Origin of the sequence: Paenibacillus azoreducens (assembly GCF_021654775.1) — a bacterium.
Taxonomy (GTDB): domain Bacteria; phylum Bacillota; class Bacilli; order Paenibacillales; family Paenibacillaceae; genus Paenibacillus_AQ; species Paenibacillus_AQ azoreducens.
The window spans coordinates 5,685,260-5,704,492 of sequence record NZ_AP025343.1 but is presented as its reverse complement, the minus strand read 5'-3'; the positions used below and the strand labels follow the sequence as shown (position 1 = coordinate 5,704,492).

Below are 19,233 nucleotides of genomic sequence, written 5' to 3'. Positions count from 1 at the left end.
ACACATCAAATATGGACTCATTATTTCGGCCGGCTGCAGCCCGGCCTGAAGAGAAGGAGAAAATCTCCCGGAAATCGCAGTCGGGACTGCAGGACAGCTGGAGACGACTGAAACAAAATAAGGCCGCGATCGTCAGTCTTTTTATTCTGATAGCCATGCTGCTGCTTGCCATAATCGGGCCATGGATCGGCCATCACAATTATTACGATACCGATTACGGCGCCGTATACCAGAAGCCAAGCGCTGAACATTGGTTTGGAACCGATAAATTCGGCCGTGACCAATGGGCCCGGATCTGGCAGGGGACGCGAATCTCCCTGCTCATCGCGGTGCTTGCCGCGACGCTGGACCTGGTGATCGGCGTAGCCTACGGCGCGGTGTCCGCGCTGATGGGGGGCCGAACAGACAACGTGATGCAGCGCGTCATCGAAATTCTGACCGGCATTCCGAGCTTGATCATTATCATCTTGCTCATGATGGTTATGAAGCCCGGAATCATTACGATTATGGTCGCCATGTCCATCACGGGCTGGGTGAATATGGCGCGCCTGGTGCGGGCCCATATCATGAAGCTGAAATCCCAGGAGTTTGTGCTTGCTGCCCGTACGCTGGGCACATCGGGTACGCGCATTATTGGGAAGCATTTGATTCCGAATACGATCGGCATTATTGTCATTAATACGATGTTTACGATTCCGTCGGCCATTTTTACGGAAGCATTTTTGAGTTTTATCGGACTGGGGCTGCAGTCTCCAATGTCGTCTCTGGGTGTGCTCATCAATGACGGCTTTGCGGCACTGAATACTCAGCCTTACTTGCTGCTGTATCCTTCCATCGTCATTGTCCTCATTATGGTGACATTCAACATTTTGGGCGACGGATTACGGGATGCATTGGATCCGAGAATGCGGAAATAGGAGGGGATGACGATGAACAGTTTGCTGGAAGTTCAAGATTTGCAGGTAAGCTTTTACACATATGCCGGCGAGGTTCAGGCGGTGCGTGACGTCAGCTTTTCCCTCGGCAAAGGAGAGACGCTGGCGATCGTAGGCGAATCGGGTTCCGGTAAATCGGTCACTTCGAAAAGCATTATGAGACTGCTGGCCAAGACCGCAAAAATCAAAAACGGCTCCATCCGTTTTGAAGGCGAAGATCTGGTTACGCTCTCCGAGAAAAAGATGCAAAATATCCGCGGCAAAGAAATCGCCATGATTTTTCAGGACCCGATGACCTCGCTCAATCCGACCATGACGATCGGCAAACAGATTATCGAGGTGCTGCGCAAGCATCGAAATATGGGCAGGGAAGAATCCGCCAAAAGAGCGGTGGAGCTGCTGAACCAGGTCGGCATTCCGAATCCTGAAAAACGGCTGAAGCAGTACCCGCACCAGCTTTCGGGCGGAATGCGGCAGCGCGTCGTCATTGCGATTGCGCTGGCGGGAGAACCCAAAGTGATTATCGCGGACGAGCCGACAACCGCGCTCGACGTGACGATCCAGGCGCAAATTCTGGAACTGATGAAACGTCTGCAGGAGGAGCTCGGAACCTCCATCGTTTTAATTACGCATGATCTCGGGGTTGTGGCCAATATGGCTTCACGCGTTGCGGTGATGTATGCGGGCAAAATCGTGGAGACCGGTACGGTTGACGAAATCTTTTATGAATCGCGGCATCCGTATACATGGGGATTGCTTGCCTCCATGCCGAAGCTGCATGAACATACCGATGAACTGCTGGCGATTCCGGGCACGCCCCCGGACTTGAGCGATCCGCCGAAGGGTTGTCCGTTTGCGGCGCGTTGCCCTTACGCGATGGAAGTATGTTATGAACAATTGCCGTCATATACGGAACATACGGATACCCACCGGGCCGCTTGCTGGCTTCAGGACCCAAGAGCGCCCAAGGTGGAACGTCCGCTTGCGGCAGGAGGTGAACGGTAATGGATACGAAGAAGAAACCGCTGGTGGAAGTCAGCCAATTGAAGCGTTATTTCGATGTCGGAAAAGGACAGATTCTTAAGGCCGTCGATGATGTCAGCTTCGAGATTTACGAGGGGGAGACCTTCGGGCTGGTAGGCGAGTCCGGTTGTGGCAAATCTACGCTGGGCCGTACGCTGATCCGGCTTTATGATGCGACAGCAGGAACGGCAATGTTTAAAGGAAGCTCTATTCACGGACATAAGTCGAAATCCGAAATGAAGCAGCTGCGGCGGGATATCCAGATGATTTTCCAGGATCCGTACGCTTCGCTGAATCAGCGGATGACCGTCACCGATATTATTGCGGAAGGCATTGATGCCCACGGACTGGCCAAAAACCGCAAGGAACGCCTGGAGATGGTGCATACCCTGCTGGATACCGTCGGGCTGAACCGCAGCCATGCCGATCGTTTTCCGCATGAATTTTCGGGCGGGCAGCGGCAGCGCATCGGGATCGCCAGAGCGCTTGCGGTCAATCCGAGCTTCATTATCGCCGATGAACCGATCTCGGCGCTTGATGTGTCCATTCAGGCCCAGGTCGTCAATTTGCTGAAAAAACTCCAGCACGAGCGCGGGTTGACCTATCTTTTCATCGCGCATGACTTGTCCATGGTTAAGCATATCAGCGACCGGATCGGCGTCATGTATCTGGGCGGAATGGTCGAGCTTTGCGAAAGCGACAAGCTGTTCGATAATCCGCTGCATCCTTATACGAAAACGCTGCTGTCGGCCATTCCGCTGCCGGATCCGAAGCTGGAACGAACGCGGGAACGGATGGTGCTTCAGGGTGATTTGCCAAGCCCGATCAATCCGCCGAGCGGCTGCCGTTTCCGGACCCGCTGCCCGTTTGCCATGGAAGTATGCGCCTCGCAGGCGCCAAAGTGGCAGGAAGCGGAGAAGGGACATTTTGTAGCCTGCCATCTGTATGAAGGCGGCAAGGACGCTAAATCAGTCCAAAACGGAAAGCAGCAAGGAGTTGAAGCCCATGAATTGGTATGAACAGGCGCAAAGCCGTAAAGACGCCATGCTGCATGATCTGAAAGGGCTGCTCGCGATTCCAAGCGTTTATGATCCGGAGACGGCCGGACCCGGACAGCCGATGGGCAAAGGGGTTGCTGATGCTCTCCGCTATATGCTGGATTTATGCGCAGCGGAAGGTTTCCGCGTCACGAACCACGACGGTTTGGTCGGTTATGCCGAATACGGCCCGGAGGAGGCCGAACATTATATCGCGGTATTGAGCCACTTGGATGTGGTGCCTGTGTCCGGCGAATGGGTTACGCCTCCTTTTGAACCGTCGATTCGCGATGGCAAGATTTATGCGCGCGGCGCTATCGACGATAAAGGCCCGGCCATGTCTTCCTTTTATGCGCTGAAAATCGTCAAGGAGCTGGGACTGCCGCTGAAGCACCGGATTCGGCTAATCTTCGGCACGGATGAAGAACGGACGCATCAGTGCATGGAGCGGTATAAGGAGCTGGAACCGATGCCGGCCTGCGGTTTTACGCCCGATGCAGAGTTTCCGATCATTGGCGCCGAGAAGGGGCAAATCAATACCCGGATTATGTTCCCAAATGCTGAGCGGGAAATGCAGATCCGAGGCGAGTACAAACTGGTGTCCTTCCGCGCCGGCGTGGTCGCCAATATGGTGCCGGAAGCGGCGGAAGCGGTTGTGGCCGCTGTCCCGGACCGGCTGAAAGCGTTGGAGGACGCTTACCATGCTTATTGCAGCGGGAATAAGCTTCGGGGAAGCGCAGAGCAAGCAGATCAAACGATCGTGCTGCGCATGGCAGGGAAAGCCGCTCATGGCATGGAACCTCACAAGGGAATGAATGCGGGCCTTGCCCTTATCCATTTTATGAAGGAGTTTTCTTGGGACGGCGGGGCCGGGCATTACTTGAACACTGTTGATACTCTTTTGTATGACGACGTGTACGGCCGCGCAATGGGCATTGACATGGAAGATGAAATCAGCGGGCCGCTGACGATTAACAGCGGCATCCTGCAATACGAGCCGCAAGGGGAGACGTTTTTTCATATCAATTTACGCTTTCCCATTTGCGGAAACTACGACGATATATTGAAGAAAATCTCGGAAAAGCTGGCTGTTTATCGTTTGGAAATGGAGCCGCCAAGCTTGAAAAAGCCGCATTATGTACCGGAGAGCCACCCGATGATCCGGGCGCTGCAGGAGACCTATTTGGCGGAAACCGGAGAAAAGGCAGAGCTGTTGTCTACGGGAGGCGGCACGTACGCGGCCCATTTCCCGATGGGGGTTGCTTTCGGGCCGCTGTTTCCGGGGATGGAGTCCACGGCGCATCAACCGAATGAATATATGGACATTGAGCTGCTGCTGCGTTCTACGGCCATCTATGCCAGAGCGGTAAGCGAACTCTGCAATCTGGAGCTGTGATGATAGCATGAAGAAATTTGTTGGCAAAGGGATGCATGCATGATGGAAATCATAACGGGAACGGATCGGAAAGCGGAAGTGCTCATCGAGCTGGTATTTAGTGACGGCGTTTATTCGCCCGAACTTCCGCTTTCCGCGAAAATGAAGGAGCGCTGTGCGCATTTCTGGTTTTATGCTCGAAGTTCCGATGAACAGGATATTTTGATCATCGGGCTTGGTTCACACGCCCGGTTTAACTTGGAGATTTTGCGGGAAGCGGCAGGAAATGCCGGGCGGGCGATCCGGGAGCTTGGCAAAAAGACGGCGGCCGTTCATCCGGCCTGTCTTGAAGAGGTATTCGGTTCCCGGGTTTGGCCGGCAGAGGCGGTAACGGCATGGGTTGAAGGCTGGGAGCTTGGCACCTATGTTTTCGACAAATATAAGTCCTCCAAGAAGCAGCCGCTGGTTGAGTGGCTGCAGATCAGCTCGGAGCAGCAGGATTATGCCGGAGCAGTGGAGCTTGGACGGATGCGGGCAGCCGCGACGTCGCTGGCCCGCGATCTGTGCAACGAAGCGGCCAGCGATTTGAACCCCGGCGCTTTCGTAGCGCGCATCCGGCAGATTTTTGCCGGGCGGAATGTGAAGATCAACGTGTATGAAGGCGAGGAACTGAAGCAGCGGCAGATGAACGGCCTTTTGGCCGTTGGCGCAGGCAGCAAACATCCGCCGGCGATGGTCGAGATAAGTTATACAGGTGATCCGAATGCGGAACATTTGGCGTTGATCGGCAAAGGCATCACCTTTGATATGGGCGGCATGAACCTGAAGGATGCCCGGGATTTAAGCGATGCGCGTTTCGATATGGGCGGAGCGGCCGCCGTAATCGGCGCAATGGATCTTCTGACTCGGCTTGAAGCGAAGGCGAAGATCAGCGCCATTATTCCGATTGCGGATAACGTGCCGGACGGCGGGGCGTTTCTGCCTTCCGATGTCGTTCGTTATCCGAACGGCCTGACGGTGCAGGTGGTGAATACGGATGCCGAAGGCAGATTGATTCTGGCCGACGCCATCCTTCATGCGATCCGCAGCGGCGCCCGCCAAGTGATTGATGTGGCCACCCTGACCGGAGCCGTCGGGCACGCGCTGGGCCTAAAGGTGGCCGGCATTTGGGGAGATGACGAATATGCCGCTCGCTTCATGGGGATCGGCGAACAAAACGGCGACCGGATCTGGAGATTGCCGCTTGTTGATGAAGACGAGGAGCTTTTGCGCAGCCCGTATGCGGATCTGGCCAATCTGGCATCGAATCCGTATGGCGGGGCGAATATGGCTGCGCTTTTCCTGCGCCGTTTCGTGGACGCCAAGGCACGGTGGTGCCATATTGATATGGCGAATACGGTCCAGGTTCAATCAACGCGCGGATATAAGGTGACGGGCGCCACAGGATACGGCGTCAGATTGCTCGCCGATTTTGTATGCGAACAAGCGGCAACAAGCAAAAGAGGAGGGGAATCATGAAGCTGGAGGTTATAGCGACGAATTTGACGGACGCGATATTGGCGGAGCAGGGGGGAGCCGACCGGATCGAGCTCATCACCGGCATTGTCGAAGGCGGCTTGACTCCGGGGCCCGGCCTGATTCGGGAAGCGGTGAGCCGCCTGGATATTCCTGTCCATGTGATGGTGCGTCCGCACAGCCGGTCATTTGTATATGACGAGCATGATCTGCGGACGATGCGGGAGGACATCGCATTTATTAAGGAATGCGGTGCGGCAGGGATCGTGCTCGGCGCTTTAACGCCGCACGGTGTGGTGGACACTGCAGCGCTTGATCTGCTGCTTGAGGATACGGAGGGGCTTAACGTAACCTTCCACCGGGCATTTGATGAAATACAGGATCAATTATCCGCGCTGAAGGTGCTTTCCGGTTATCCGCAAATCAACCGCATCCTGACCTCCGGCGGGCCGCAGCCGGCGCCGAAGTCTGCTCCGCAGATTAAAGAACTGGTGAAGGCGTCCCAAGGTACCGGGATCACGATTCTTGCCGGGTATGGCTTAACCGTCCCTGTTCTGCGGGAGTTTATCCATACGACCGGCGTGAAGGAAGTGCATTTCGGTTCGGCGCTGCGAGTGAACGGAGATGCTTTGCAGCCTGTGGATCCGTCAAAGGTTCAATCCGCGAAGCAAATCGTAAATGAAAACCTTTCTTTAGGGAATGACAGATAAAAAATGATGACTATTGTGGTGAATACAACGTTGAAAAAAGAAAATAAAGCGGTTATCGGTGTGGATCTGGGAGGAACCAAAATAGCAACGGGCATGCTTGACCAGACAGGCAGTCTGCTGGAACGCAGCCAAAAGGCGACGGCAGGCTTGCAAAGCTCGGAGGAAGTGATCGCGACAATCGTGGACACGATCACGGAAGTCCGCGGCCGCCAAGAGATTGCCGGCGTAGGCGTGGCATCGCCGGGGATGGTGGACAGCCGGAGCGGCGTCATTCTAAACGGGGTTAACTTGCCTGATTGGGACGGGATTTCGCTTCAAGCCGAATTGGAGAGAAGGCTTGGCATATCGGTGCGGCTTATCAATGATGCCAATGCTGCCGCTTGGGGCGAATATGTATACGGAGCCGGACGCGGCTCGCAAAGCATGGTTTATGTGACGCTTAGTACCGGCATCGGCTCTGGCCTGGTGCTTGATGGCCGTCTTTATACGGGGGCGTCATCTTTTGCCGGCGAGCTGGGACATACGGTAATCAACCCGGACGGCATCCAGTGCGGCTGCGGTCAGAATGGCTGTTGGGAGACGTATTCATCGGGAACGGCAATTGCGCGGCTGGCCCGCGAGGCGATCGCGGCGGCGGGAACGCAGTCGCTAATGACGGCCCTTGCCGATAAGGAAGGAACGGCCGTCAGCGCCAAGCATGTCTTTGAGGCTGCCGGGGCAGGCGATGAGATTGCCCAGAAGACGATGGAACACGTCATCCATTACACAGGACTTGGACTCATGAATATCATTCACAGCTTCAATCCGGACTGCATCGTGATCGGCGGGGGCGTCAGCCGTGCGGGAGATGCTTTCTTTGCGCCGCTGATCCGCAAGACGGAAGAGCTGATTCTCGAGCCTTACCGGGGGACATGCACCATTAAACCGGCAGAATTGCGCGACGATGTGGGCATTATCGGTGCAGCGGCTTTGTTTGTGGATCGCGAATAAGATGAATAACCATTGTAGAGCAGGTATGCGCTATTAAGCGCAAGACCTGCTCTTTTTTTAGATTATAGAATTGATAACTCTCTGGGAGTTTAAGGTTTCTGTAAGATTCAAACCCTCTGGTCGACGAGGCGCGGCTGATTCGCAAATATAAAATAAGTATCGCCGGCGTGTTCTGATGTTAACTATTCTCACATCCGATCCAGGGGGCTCTGAATTCGGACTTAACTAACCGAAACGGTTGGCAGTGCCATCTTTGGACGAATTGAACAGAAACTAGAAACATTTCCCTCTTCCTCACGTCTATAATCTAGGTGATCCCTGGACGGATAGATGGGGCAGAGGGTCGTTGGGAGATAAAGACTAAATTCTAAGGATGAGGAGATGTTTCGATGTCCACAAAATTCAAGCTAACGAGCTTGCTGCTGTCTGCGGTTTTGGTATGCGGGGCGGTACCGGCTTTTGCCGCAGAGAAGGCGGCGCCCAGGCCTTTAAGCCAAACTTTCGACCAAATGGTCATCATTCCTTATGATTATCATGGAAAAGCTTTTATTAACGGGGAGAAAACTGACCTTCAAGAGGATTATGACATCGTCCAGCGCAGCGGAAGGGTCATGGTGCCGATTCGTCTGATGGGAACGCTGGCCTCTCAGTTCCGCTCACAGGGCTCCTGGCAAACGATATGGCAGGCTCAGAACCCGGATGACGTTATTTTTATGAACACAGGACTGAAAAAGACTGTCAAGTTCAAAGTGAACAGCACCACTATGATGGTGAATAACGAGCCTAAGAAGATGGACGTGGCTCCGCAAAAAATCGGCGGCCGGGTAGTATTGCCCTTACGAAGCGCCGCGGAGGCTCTGGGCAAAAACATTCAGTGGCTGGATGGGCTCATCCTGATGGGAGACGAAGCCGTTGACGAGAAGAGTGCCGAAACGCTGGCTGTCAAAGACCGCATCCTGACCCAGTTGAAGGATACGCGGAAGCCGGTCGCGTACGAGAAAATGCTGACGCCGATCACGAAATACGGAGACATGATTTACTACAGTAAGCAGATCTATCAAAGCAATGGTATGTTGGAGCGTTTATACCGGAAGGCTGACGGCAAAAAGGAAGTCCTGATTGACATTCCGGGGCAGCCGGTGCTGAGCAGCGCCAAGGTTATCGGGCATGAACTGTATTTCGTATCGACGGTGAACAATCAGGGCGTACTGTTTGCTTTGGACCTTGCCAATCAACAAGTCCGGAAGGTGACCTCCTTCTCCTCTTGGAAACCGACGGACGGCTGGCTGGAAAGGATCTTGATCATCGACAAGGAGCTGTACGTGAATCTTCACAGCGGCGATAATACGATGGGATCGGAGAAGCTGTACCGGGTCGACAAGGGTGCCCTGATGGAGGTAACGAGTGCCAAAAGCCTGATCGGGCCGGTCAAGTCGGGCGATTTCCTGTATCATGCCGATTTTAACTTTATGGGCAAGACGGACAATAACCTCGGCCGGGTCAATCTCAAGACTGGGGAGTACAAGACGTTCGGCCAAGACAACTTCGTCTATGCCATAAACCGAAAGCAGGATGCAGGGGGCGGTACAAGCTATAACGCCAATGGTGCTATGTACGTCAAGGGCGGCTATGTGTACGTGCTTGGGTACAAAGACAGCGATCCGAAGGATGAAGGCTCGGTGTATAAGATCAATCCTGCAGACAAGACCCAGGTAAAGATTACTCCTGCCGCTGGCCCGTTCTGGATAGTCGAAGACCAGGTTTATTACGTGGACAGCGCGACGGGCCACTTGGCCAAGACCGATGTGAACGGATCGCAGCCGAAAACCGTGGTATCTCGAAAAGTAATGAATGCCGAGCTGTTGAACGGCAGCTTGTATTATACCTCGAACGTCACCGGCAGTTCCTCCGACCCGGGCGTCCTGTACCAATATGACTTGAAGGACGGCAAGGAGACGCAGCGCAGCGACAAACCGGTGAGCTCGTACTACATTGGAAAGGACGGGATTTACTACCTGGCAAACGGGTATGATCCGGGTATGTACAAGATTGACGCGAAGGGGAGCACACGCCTGGTATCCGACCAAGTCCAAACAGCGAAGCTCACCGATGAAGGTATGGTTTACACATTGACCTATAAGGAAGGGGTTTATTCGGTAAAGTAAACCCTTCCGCCCGGTAAATGGGCATGAAAGTTTATCCTCTCAGTGGTGCCTGCCGGCTCTAAGGTGGCGTTTTCTGCCATCTTAGAGCCAGTAGCATGATAGCATGCCCCCCATATCTAAAACCATTGATTATAACTCTAGTTATCCACCTCGCCGATCGTTTTAACGGCAGATCATAAAAGTAGCCCATTCGAGCTTCTTGTATATAAGTAGTTGTACTTATGTAAGGAGCAATTGCTATTTTTCATATCACTTCGTTTCTCTCTTCTCCACCATATAATCTTCACCTTTTGTACAGATATTGCAGTAACACTTTTTATGATGATGCAGATTTATTTTTAGATATGAATCGAGGAGGGCAGAGGTATACGGCTATTTTTTAGCATTTTAGCGTTCGTATTGTTCGTTGGGTTATAGTTAGGCTTTCACGATATACGGAACTCCGTTAAAAATAGTGCCTTTACTATGAAGTACATAGAGTTTATAAGCATTCAGCGGAGCATAAGGATTCAATAGTCGCAAGAAAAATTAATGCTAGACGCGGCATGGCAAAACACTTCCCCCGATAGAAACAGCCTGGGCAAAATCGCTGCTCTTCCAATACGGATCCCTTTTGCTAGATGCAGTCCGGGCAAAATGCAGCTCTTGCGAAACGCTGCTCTTCGAAAACGGATCCCTCTTGCTAGATGCAGTCCGGGAAAAATGCAGCACTCGCTAGACGGCTGCCCTCTTGCTATATATGTAGCCGGAGCAAAAATACTTTCCTCGCTAGAAACAGCCTAGGCAAAATCGCTGCTCTCCTGAATACGGATCCCTTTTGCTAGATGCAGTCCGGGCAAAATGCAGCTCTCGCTAGACGGCTGCCCTCTTGCTATATATGTAGCCGGAGCAAAACACTTCCCCCGCTAGAAACAGCCTAGGCAAAATCGCTGCTCTTCCAATACGGATCCCTCTTGCTAGATGCAGTCCGGGCAAAATGCAGCTCTTGCGAAACGCTGCCCTTACCTAACGGACACAGCGGCCGCTATTGAGGGCAATTCCGACCATTATGATTTTTAACGGACACAGATGCAGCTATTTGGTGAAGAATCCCGGATTTACCTTCGTTTCGGAGCATTTAAGCGCTGTGGTGACCGTTAGAATTCCGAAAGGGCTATTTTTAGCGATTTAGCGGTCGTAGTGTCCGTTAGATTATAGTTGAGGCTTTGCGCATATTCGCCATACAGCTAAAAACTGTTTTTCACTGTGAATTACTTCTATAATAAGGTGAAGTATAAGGCGAACTAAAGAAAAGGATATGGAATAGCAGTGTGTTGAGAAAGTCCAGCTGACTTTTCGACACTCTATTTTTTATAAGAAGCATATCTTTTAAAATAAAAATCGATTTAAAACGCTTTGAGAACCCTACTTGAGAGACCGGCGCAGGCAATTTTAAACCCCATGGAAGAAAGAGGGGGGCTCGACAGCCTGAATAGGCATGAGAGTTCAATCTCCTAAAGAAGATACCTTTAGAATTATTGAGCCTAGGGGGAATGATATTTTACGAAGCTCAGGCTTTTAAAAAAGCTGCCCCGGAAGCATGCACTACGTTCGCCTAGGTCTCTCTAACGAAACTATAGAACGCTATTGCCTCAAAAACAAAAGAAAATGAAATCTAACGAAACTATAGATCGTTATTTGGGATAAAACCAGGCCTGCAGGCATTTATTTAGCATAATAGCGATACCCTGTTTCGTTAAAATTTCAAAAAGCCCTTTTTGTTGCAAATAGCGATGTCATGTTTCGTTAGAGATCACCCGCTGCCATATTCCCGACAATCATTGGTCAACTTAACAATAAAACGTTTTCGAATCCGCATTTTCTCATTCAATGAAAAAATCAATCATATTTATGATTGAAAGTTTCAACAAGGTGAAATATAATGTCATCATAACGATTCATCATTACATTTTATGGATTGGGGTGGATATGAAGTGCCAGAACAGTATGGTGTATTGACGTATCCGGAAATCGGAGGGCAAAGCGAAGCGATTGCAGCCGCTTGGAAGCAGTTGGAGAAGCAGCAGGATTGGGTGGATCAATATTTTAAGAGCGATAAATTCGACGAGGTTATTTTTATTGGATCAGGGACCTCGTATTATTTGGCATTGACTGCGGCGAGCACTTTCCGCAAATGGACCGGCAAGAGCGCCAGCGCTCATCCGTCTTCCGAAATCTATCTGTTCAGAGAGCAGGCGGTTGCCGCGAAGAAGGAAGTGCTTCTCGTCGGCATTTCCCGTTCCGGGGAATCCTCGGAGGTAATCCTGGCTTTGGATTCAGTGAAGGACCTGGCAGGTTGGACCACTTGCGGTATTACCTGTCATGAAGAAAGCACAATGGCGAAAAATGTGCCTTGCCTCGTCTCCCCGCTTGGTAATGAGAAGAGTACGGTCATGACAAAATCTTTCAGCAGCATGACTTTCTTGCTGCAGGCAGCGATGGCTCAAGCGGCTGGTAGCGAAGCCTATCTGTCCGAACTGAAAGAAGTGATGGAGCTCAGCCAAGACATCGTGGCTAAAGGTGACGCGGAAGCCAAAGCGCTTATCGACGGACATCCGGAGCTTAACAAATTCATTTACCTGGGCATGGGAGCTTATAACGGTCTTGCTCATGAAGCTTGCCTCAAATTGAAGGAAATGTCCTGTGTATGGACCGAAAGCTTTGGTACAATGGAATTCCGGCATGGTCCTAAATCAGTCGTGGAACCAGGCACGATGGTATGTCTGTTCCTGTCCGAGCAGGCCAGAAGCTATGAAGTAAAAGTAGCGCAGGAAATGAAGGCATACGGCGCATTTGTGGTAATCGTTACAGCCGAAGCGGGAGAGGACACCTCTTTTGCCGATATGGTCTTTGCCACGGGCGGCCGCAGCCTTAGCGATGAAGCCAGAGCGGTGCTGAACATGCCGCTGGTTCAATATATCGGTTACTATACCGCCTTGCGGGAGGGAAGAAACCCTGACAGCCCGCGGAATTTGACCCAGGTGGTCAAAATCTGATTTCAAAGAATCAATTTTCATAATGGATTCCTACCCGAGTGTTTGAACTTGGGTATCGAATCGCCTAATGAATTCCGTTCTATATCCATGTAAGTTGAACTAAAGAATATTTCACCCGGCTGACTTTATCCTTAAAATCATTTGTTCAACTTATTTTGGTTGATTTCAAAAATTAGCGGCATTATGAAATTGATGACAAAGGAGCGAAACTGTTTTGCGTGAACGAAATGGATCAAAAGAAGAACGTCAGGAACAAATACTTGAATATATCCTGGAACACGGTTCGATATCTCTTCAGGAGGTCATCCGGGAATTTCAATGCTCGGAGGCAACGGCCAGACGTGACCTGGAAGCTTTGGAAAAGGCGGGACGGGTCATCCGGACGATGGGCGGAGGGGCAAAACCAGCAGGATTGATCGCCGGGAGGGAAGTTCCATTTCACGAAAAGCAAAACAAGCTCTACCGGGAAAAAGAAAGCATTGCCCAGTTGGCCGCATCTCTTGTTGAAGAGGGGGATGTCATCGGCCTCACAGGGGGAACAACCACTTATTTGATTGCCCGCGCCCTCAAAAACCGCCGCAATATTACTGTGGTCACCAACGCCGTTAACATTGCGATGGAACTGTCCGAAAACGAGGACGTTCAGGTCGTGCTGACCGGCGGAATGCTGCGCAGCAAAAACTTCGAGCTGTGCGGACCGCTCGCCGAACGGACGCTGGAGGCGCTGAATATCCACATCATGTTTATGGGGATCGACGGCTTCTCGGCGGAACAGGGTGTCAGCACCTATTCGGAATTGGAGGCCAACACGGCCCAAATGATGATGAAGCGTACGGAACGGACCATTGCCGTATTTGACCATACGAAGTCGGGCCGCAATTCCCTGTTCCAGGTCGCGCCGGTTTCGGCACTGTACGGCATCATTACGGATCAGGAGCCCGGAGACGAGCTGCGGGCGCGTTTGGAAGCGGAGCGGGTGCAAGTTTATGTAACGGCAACCCAATAAAATACTGATAAACGCAGGGCGGGTGTGAAGATGGAAGTATATGCTGGCGTGGATGTGGGCGGAACCAATATCGTCTGCGGTTTGGTTACCCCATCCGGCGACGTGGTGCATCAGATCAAACGCGCAACGGAGGCTTCCAAAGGGCCGGATTCCGTTCTGGAGAAAATTGCGTCCATGATTGAAGAAGCGGCGGCCGGTTATGCAGCCCATTCCGGGGAGGAAACTTCAGTCATTGCAGCAGGCATCGGCTTACCGGGGTTTGTGGACCCTGAAGAGGGCATTGCCCGCTTTGCCGGCAACCTCGGCTGGAGGAATCTGCCGGCGGTAGAGCGGCTTGAGTCCAGGCTGAACCTGCCGGTCTATATTGACAATGATGTGCGCACCTATGTGTACGGTGAAGCGATGTACGGTGCGGGCAAAGGTTATAAAGACGTGCTCGGAATTACGGTAGGAACAGGTATCGCCTCGGCCATGGTCAATAGTGGCAAGCTGTTTTACGGGTTCCGCAATATGTCCGGGGAGCTTGGACATATTGTGATGGAAGGTCTGACCGATCCTTGCCCATGCGGTTTGCAAGGCTGCCTGGAGACCTTCGCGTCGGCATCCGGCATGGTGCGTCATACGAAGAAGGCGCTGCGTAACGGGGAAGCATCCATTTTGAGCGAATGGTATCCCGGGGAACGGCTAGAGGAGCTTACCGCCGCCGATCTTTCCCGCGCATACGACCAGGGAGATTCGTTTGCGAGGTCCATCATGAACAAAGCGGGAACCCTTCTAGGCCGCGCCTTGTCCTATGCCGTGCCGCTGGTCAGCCCGGAGCTGATCATTGTGGGCGGAGGCGGAGCTTTGGCAGGCGACCGTTTGCTTACGCCGCTGAAGCAAGAGCTTTACAGCCGGATTCTGCCGGATTACAGGGAACGCCTGAACGTGGTAACTGCATTAAACAACGATGATGCGGGCGTGACCGGAAGCGCAATGTATGCCAAACAAAAGCATGAGAATGCAATGTTGTAGTAAAGTCCCGTGATGAATTGCAAATTCAAACAACAAAGGGGAAATTCATATGGCACTCGTTTCTTCTACTTCTTTATTGCAAACTGCAAGACAAAATAAGTATGCAATCGGCGCATTTAACGTGCACACGCTTGAAATGCTGCAAGCCGTCGTGGAAGCGGCTGAAGAAGCCCAGTCTCCGCTAATCATTCAATCGACGGTAGGTACGGTGAAGCATTTGGGACCGGATTATATCGCTGCAGCGGCGACCGTGGCTGCCAATCGGGCCAGCGTGCCGATCGCGCTCCATCTCGACCACTGCTCCGATTTTGCGGTGATTATGAGCTGCATCCGTGCCGGATATACTTCCGTGATGATCGATGCATCGCATTCTCCGTTCGAAGAGAATGTGGCGATCACCAAAAAGGTAGTTGAAGCGGCTAATGCGATAGGGATTAACGTGGAAGCCGAACTCGGCAAGGTCGGCGGCGTCGAGGATGATATCGTCGTGGATGAAAGGGACGCTTTGCTAGCCGATCCGGCGGAATGCGCTGAATTCGTGGAGCGTACGGGCGTTCATACGCTGGCTCCGGCGATCGGGACGGCGCATGGCATTTACAAAGGCGACCCGAACATTGACTTTGACCGGATTAAACGGATTGCGGATACTGTAAGCGTGCCCCTTGTTTTGCACGGCGGCTCCGGCATTCCTGAAGATCAGGTGAAACGCGCCGTTTCGCTCGGCATGGCCAAGATGAACGTTGCAACAGAGCTGCGCATCGTATTTTCGGATGCCATCAAGGCGGTATTCGCCGCAAATCCGGAGGAAAACGATCCGCGCAAATATATGGTTCCTGCCAAGCAAGCGCTTAAACAAGCTGCGATGGAAAAAATGCAGCTTTGCGGCTGCGTGGGTCGCGCTCGCGACTTCCGTTAAGCTTGAATTTCTAATTCTAAAAGCCTGTCCTGTCCTGATGCAAATCAGGGCGGGGCAGGCTTTTTTGAAGATTATAGAATTTATAAATTTTCTTGCTACGCTGAACAATTCTATAATCGCAAGAAAAACTATCTCTAAGCGCGGTCTGTCTTCTATGAAAATACGTCGATAGACGTTTTTCTTAAGATTATAGAATGTATAAGTTTTAAGCAGTGCTTAAGTCATTCTATAATCGCAAGAAAAACATCCGCTAAAAGCGGTCTGTCTTCTATGAGAGTACGTCGATAGACGTTTTTCTTACCGTATCAGCGGGGTTTCAAATAATCCATGAAAATCCGTTTCAAAATGGAGAGCTGCACCATGAAGTCCGGATCGGCCTTGAACATTAAAATGCTGCTTTGAATCGACAGTTTTTTGGCGAAGATGCCGAAAGTGTTCACCAATGTTGACAACGTCTCGCGGGCATCCATATCCGATCGAACGGAACCGTCCTCAGTACATATTTGAATAATTCTCTCAAAAATACGGAACACCTTGCGTGTTGCCTCATAATATTCCTCAATTCCATCGAGCGGTTCGGCTTGCTGGGCGGCATAACTTTCGAATGCCTCGATAAGTTTGTTGCGGTTAAGGTAATTCGGCGAGTTTTCTTCGATAAAGTGGTCGAAAAGCATCTCCATTTTTTCTATCCCTGTTCCGGGCCGCTCTAAAATGGCCTGAAAGGCTTCAGCTTCCATTTCTATAATCCTCGCCGCAACGGCTACGATGATGCGATCTTTTTTGGGAAAATATCTGAAAACGGTGGCAATCCCCACATTATCTTCCTCGGCAATATCGCGCATGGTGGCCTTTTCAAGGCCTTTTTTGGCAAAAACCCGTTCAGCCGCTTCGATAATGCTGTTTTCACGCTGTTTTTTGGCTTCCTGACGTTCTTGCTCCCATCTGCTCTTTGGATCCATAACCTTGTTCACGACCTTTTTTGCTTTCAATTTCACATAGTTTCCAAGTGAGTCCTTAATTTATGAATGCTATCAGAGGTAAAAGCCAAAGTCAATCCATCGATAGAGCGCTCTTTTCTTTTCAAAATATGAAATTGCAGATTTGAAATAGTAGTGATATAATGAATATCGAAATGATAGTAATGATATCATGACTACGGAATTAAATCTTTTTTTTGATCTTCTGGGAATTTAGTTTGATTTCGGGAACGGAAATGTTCCAAGGAGCTTGTTTTTTTAAGAGTATAGAAGTTATAAGTTTTTTGGAGTCCCCGCAAAGGTTTTGGAATAAGCATCGAAGCATAGGCTCCACTCAGTACTTTTGCTCCGCAAAAGAGCCCCTCTTTGAGAGGCGCCCTTACTTCTTTCCGATACTCTTTGTGGGGGGATTTTATTAAGCGTTTTAAATCAGAAGGGAGTTTTCGATCATGGGTAGAGTATCTGGAAAAGTTGCCATCGTAACCGGCGCGGCAGGCGGGATGGGGAAAGCGGATGCATTGCTTCTGGCTCAAGAAGGAGCGAAAGTGGTCGTTACCGATATTCAGGAGGGTAAAGTCAATGCGGTTGTGGAGGAGATCCACAAGAATGGCGGCGAAGCCATCGGTTTCCGTCATGATGTAACTTCGGAGAATGAGTGGGAGCGCATCGTTGAAGAGACCGTTAAGAAGTGGGGAAAGATCGACGTTTTGGTCAACAATGCCGGCATTTCATTCCCGAAATCGCTTTTGGATACGACCGCCCAGGATTGGGATAAGGTGATGGGGATCAATTTGACCGGGGGATTTTTTGGACTGAAACATGTCATTCCTGTCATGCAGAAAAACGGCGGAGGCTCCATTATCAACATTTCTTCCATCGCCGGCCTAACAGGCAGCAACGGCGCGGGGCCGTACACCGCAAGCAAAGGAGCGGTCCGCCTTTTGACCAAGGCGGTGGCGATCGATTACGGCAAGGACAATATCCGCTGCAACTCGATCCATCCGGGATATATTGAAACTCCGATGACGGAAGGGCTTTTTGCGGACGAAAATATGACGAATTGGTTCCGATCCAACACACCGCTTCCACGCCTCGGCAAACCGGAAAATATCGCAGCAGGCGTTTTATTTCTGGCGTCCGATGAATCCTCTTTTATTACGGGGGCTGAGCTCGCGATCGACGGCGGCGTATCCGCAAGATAAAACCTATTAAACCAAGGACCTCCGGGAAAATCTCCTGGAGGTTTTTTCTATCCGTCTGCAACCTTCCAAAACATAGATTCGTTAGGGGATGTAAGGAAAATCAAACTGTATTTGGGGGGATTTTGATGAAAAGATGGGGGTCATGGATTGCCGTTCTCATGTTGTTGATCATGCTGGTCAGCGGCTGCTCATCTGCTTCGCATGACAAAGCAGCGGGTGCCAACGTTATGGACGAAAAATCGTCCGCCACCGTGGAGGAGGCTGTTCCGCAAGCAAAAACAGAAACCGCTAGCATGGACAGCTCAAGTCAAGCCGAACAGCCTGCCGGCGCGGAGCAAAAACTGCCCGAATCGCCGCTGCAAACCGCAAGCGCAACAAACGGGCTCAATGCACAGGATCTCGCAAGCGGGCTCAACCAAAAGCTGATATACAAAGCCAATATTGTGATGGAAATCCCGGATTATGACCAGGCGCAAACGGAAATCCGCAACCGGGTTACGCTGTCTGGCGGGTATATCATCAATTTCAGCGAAACGGCGTCGACCGGCGAAAAAGGCGGCACATTTGCCATCAAAGTCCCTGCGAAAGGCTTCTCATCATTCCTCGCCGATCTTGAGAAAATCAAACATGAACGTCTAGAACGCAGCATTGAAGGACAGGATGTGACCGAGGAATACGTTGATCTGGAATCGAGGCTTAAGGCCAAGCAGCTCATGGAGCAGCAGTATATTGAATTCATGAAAAAAGCGACCAAAACGGATGATCTGGTTGCTTTTGCGAACGAACTTGAACGCATTCAGTCCGAAATCGAGCAGATCAAAGGCCGCATGCGGTATATCGACCAAAATGTGTCTTATTCCACCGTGGAAATCCGTTTGTACGAAACGGCCAAGGAACCTGCGCAGATTAAAAATGTCCAGCCACCGCTCGGAAAACGGGCTAACCAAGCGTTTCAAGGCAGCATTGAGGTGATCACGCAGGTTTTTCAATGGATCGTTGTGATTCTTTCCGGCTCTACTCCGGTATTGATTGTAGCAGCAATCATTTTGCTGGTTATTTGGGCGGTACGGAAATCGGGGGAACGGAAACGCCGGGAAGCGGCCATGAGACGGAAGCAGCTGAATGCGGGCGCTGACCCGAAAGAAGAATCCATTGAAGAGCCATTGAAAGAAGAGACGGATCGGCAGGATAGCTAAAATCGGCGGCTGAAGTATAAATATCTTTTTCGTTATTTTACACGGGTCGCTTCTTTTTCTTCATAAAACACATAACTTCGCCTTTCCTGTGGCATATTACCTCTAGTATGCAAATTCAGACCATTTCATTGATGGAG

General features: G+C 51.2%; 15 protein-coding genes. 14 read left to right on the top strand and 1 reads right to left on the bottom strand.

From position 1 onward, the window contains the following. Positions 1 to 11 precede the first annotated feature (11 nt). The 12 genes from L6442_RS25265 to fba all read left to right on the top strand — a co-directional run bounded on the left by L6442_RS25265 (position 12) and on the right by fba (position 15,721). Positions 12 to 917 (top strand): ABC transporter permease, encoded by a 906-nt coding sequence (locus L6442_RS25265; protein ID WP_237100081.1) that lies wholly within the window; start codon positions 12 to 14, stop codon positions 915 to 917. A 12-nt stretch (positions 918 to 929) separates the two neighbouring features. Further along, positions 930 to 1,940 carry an ABC transporter ATP-binding protein gene (locus L6442_RS25260; RefSeq protein WP_212976993.1) on the top strand — a complete coding sequence of 337 codons (1,011 nt, stop codon included), beginning with the start codon at positions 930 to 932 and terminating at the stop codon, positions 1,938 to 1,940. Further along, positions 1,940 to 2,977, top strand: a complete 1,038-nt coding sequence (locus L6442_RS25255; protein ID WP_212976992.1) for an ABC transporter ATP-binding protein — start codon at positions 1,940 to 1,942, stop codon at positions 2,975 to 2,977. The genes L6442_RS25260 and L6442_RS25255 overlap by 1 nt, the downstream gene beginning before the upstream one ends. Continuing rightward, on the top strand, positions 2,964 to 4,391 hold the full coding sequence (gene pepV, locus L6442_RS25250) for a dipeptidase PepV (protein WP_212976991.1): 1,428 nt from the start codon (positions 2,964 to 2,966) through the stop codon (positions 4,389 to 4,391). Before L6442_RS25255 ends, pepV begins: the two co-directional genes overlap by 14 nt. Before the next feature lie 39 nt (positions 4,392 to 4,430). Beyond that, positions 4,431 to 5,888, top strand: a complete 1,458-nt coding sequence (locus tag L6442_RS25245; RefSeq protein WP_237100079.1) for a leucyl aminopeptidase family protein — start codon at positions 4,431 to 4,433, stop codon at positions 5,886 to 5,888. After that, complete coding sequence (locus L6442_RS25240) at positions 5,885 to 6,595, top strand: copper homeostasis protein CutC (RefSeq protein ID WP_212976990.1); 711 nt, start codon at positions 5,885 to 5,887, stop codon at positions 6,593 to 6,595. Before L6442_RS25245 ends, L6442_RS25240 begins: the two co-directional genes overlap by 4 nt. 30 nt (positions 6,596 to 6,625) lie before the next feature. Further along, positions 6,626 to 7,585: an ROK family protein gene (locus tag L6442_RS25235; protein ID WP_237100078.1), complete on the top strand. Its 960-nt coding sequence runs from the start codon at positions 6,626 to 6,628 to the stop codon at positions 7,583 to 7,585. A 389-nt stretch (positions 7,586 to 7,974) separates the two neighbouring features. Beyond that, on the top strand, positions 7,975 to 9,750 hold the full coding sequence (locus L6442_RS25230; protein WP_212976989.1) for a DUF5050 domain-containing protein: 1,776 nt from the start codon (positions 7,975 to 7,977) through the stop codon (positions 9,748 to 9,750). 1,973 nt (positions 9,751 to 11,723) lie between these two features. Continuing rightward, positions 11,724 to 12,785: an SIS domain-containing protein gene (locus L6442_RS25225; RefSeq protein WP_237100077.1), complete on the top strand. Its 1,062-nt coding sequence runs from the start codon at positions 11,724 to 11,726 to the stop codon at positions 12,783 to 12,785. Positions 12,786 to 12,999: 214 nt separating this feature from the next. After that, positions 13,000 to 13,791 carry a DeoR/GlpR family DNA-binding transcription regulator gene (locus L6442_RS25220; RefSeq protein WP_194229795.1) on the top strand — a complete coding sequence of 264 codons (792 nt, stop codon included), beginning with the start codon at positions 13,000 to 13,002 and terminating at the stop codon, positions 13,789 to 13,791. Between the two features lie 30 nt (positions 13,792 to 13,821). Beyond that, positions 13,822 to 14,805 carry an ROK family protein gene (locus tag L6442_RS25215; protein ID WP_212976987.1) on the top strand — a complete coding sequence of 328 codons (984 nt, stop codon included), beginning with the start codon at positions 13,822 to 13,824 and terminating at the stop codon, positions 14,803 to 14,805. A gap of 49 nt (positions 14,806 to 14,854) precedes the next feature. Beyond that, on the top strand, positions 14,855 to 15,721 hold the full coding sequence (fba, locus tag L6442_RS25210) for a class II fructose-1,6-bisphosphate aldolase (protein ID WP_194229793.1): 867 nt from the start codon (positions 14,855 to 14,857) through the stop codon (positions 15,719 to 15,721). Positions 15,722 to 16,026: 305 nt separating this feature from the next. Here fba and L6442_RS25205 read toward each other — a convergent pair whose 3' ends face one another. Then, the gene (locus L6442_RS25205; RefSeq protein ID WP_237100076.1) at positions 16,027 to 16,710 is read right to left on the bottom strand and encodes a TetR/AcrR family transcriptional regulator; all 684 of its coding nucleotides are present in this window, start codon (positions 16,708 to 16,710) and stop codon (positions 16,027 to 16,029) included. A 437-nt stretch (positions 16,711 to 17,147) separates the two neighbouring features. Here L6442_RS25205 and L6442_RS25200 point away from each other — a divergent pair, with 437 nt between their 5' ends. Then, positions 17,148 to 17,900 carry an SDR family NAD(P)-dependent oxidoreductase gene (locus L6442_RS25200; protein ID WP_212976986.1) on the top strand — a complete coding sequence of 251 codons (753 nt, stop codon included), beginning with the start codon at positions 17,148 to 17,150 and terminating at the stop codon, positions 17,898 to 17,900. 125 nt (positions 17,901 to 18,025) lie between these two features. Next, the gene (locus L6442_RS25195) at positions 18,026 to 19,096 is read left to right on the top strand and encodes a DUF4349 domain-containing protein (protein WP_212976985.1); all 1,071 of its coding nucleotides are present in this window, start codon (positions 18,026 to 18,028) and stop codon (positions 19,094 to 19,096) included. Positions 19,097 to 19,233: the final 137 nt, after the last annotated feature.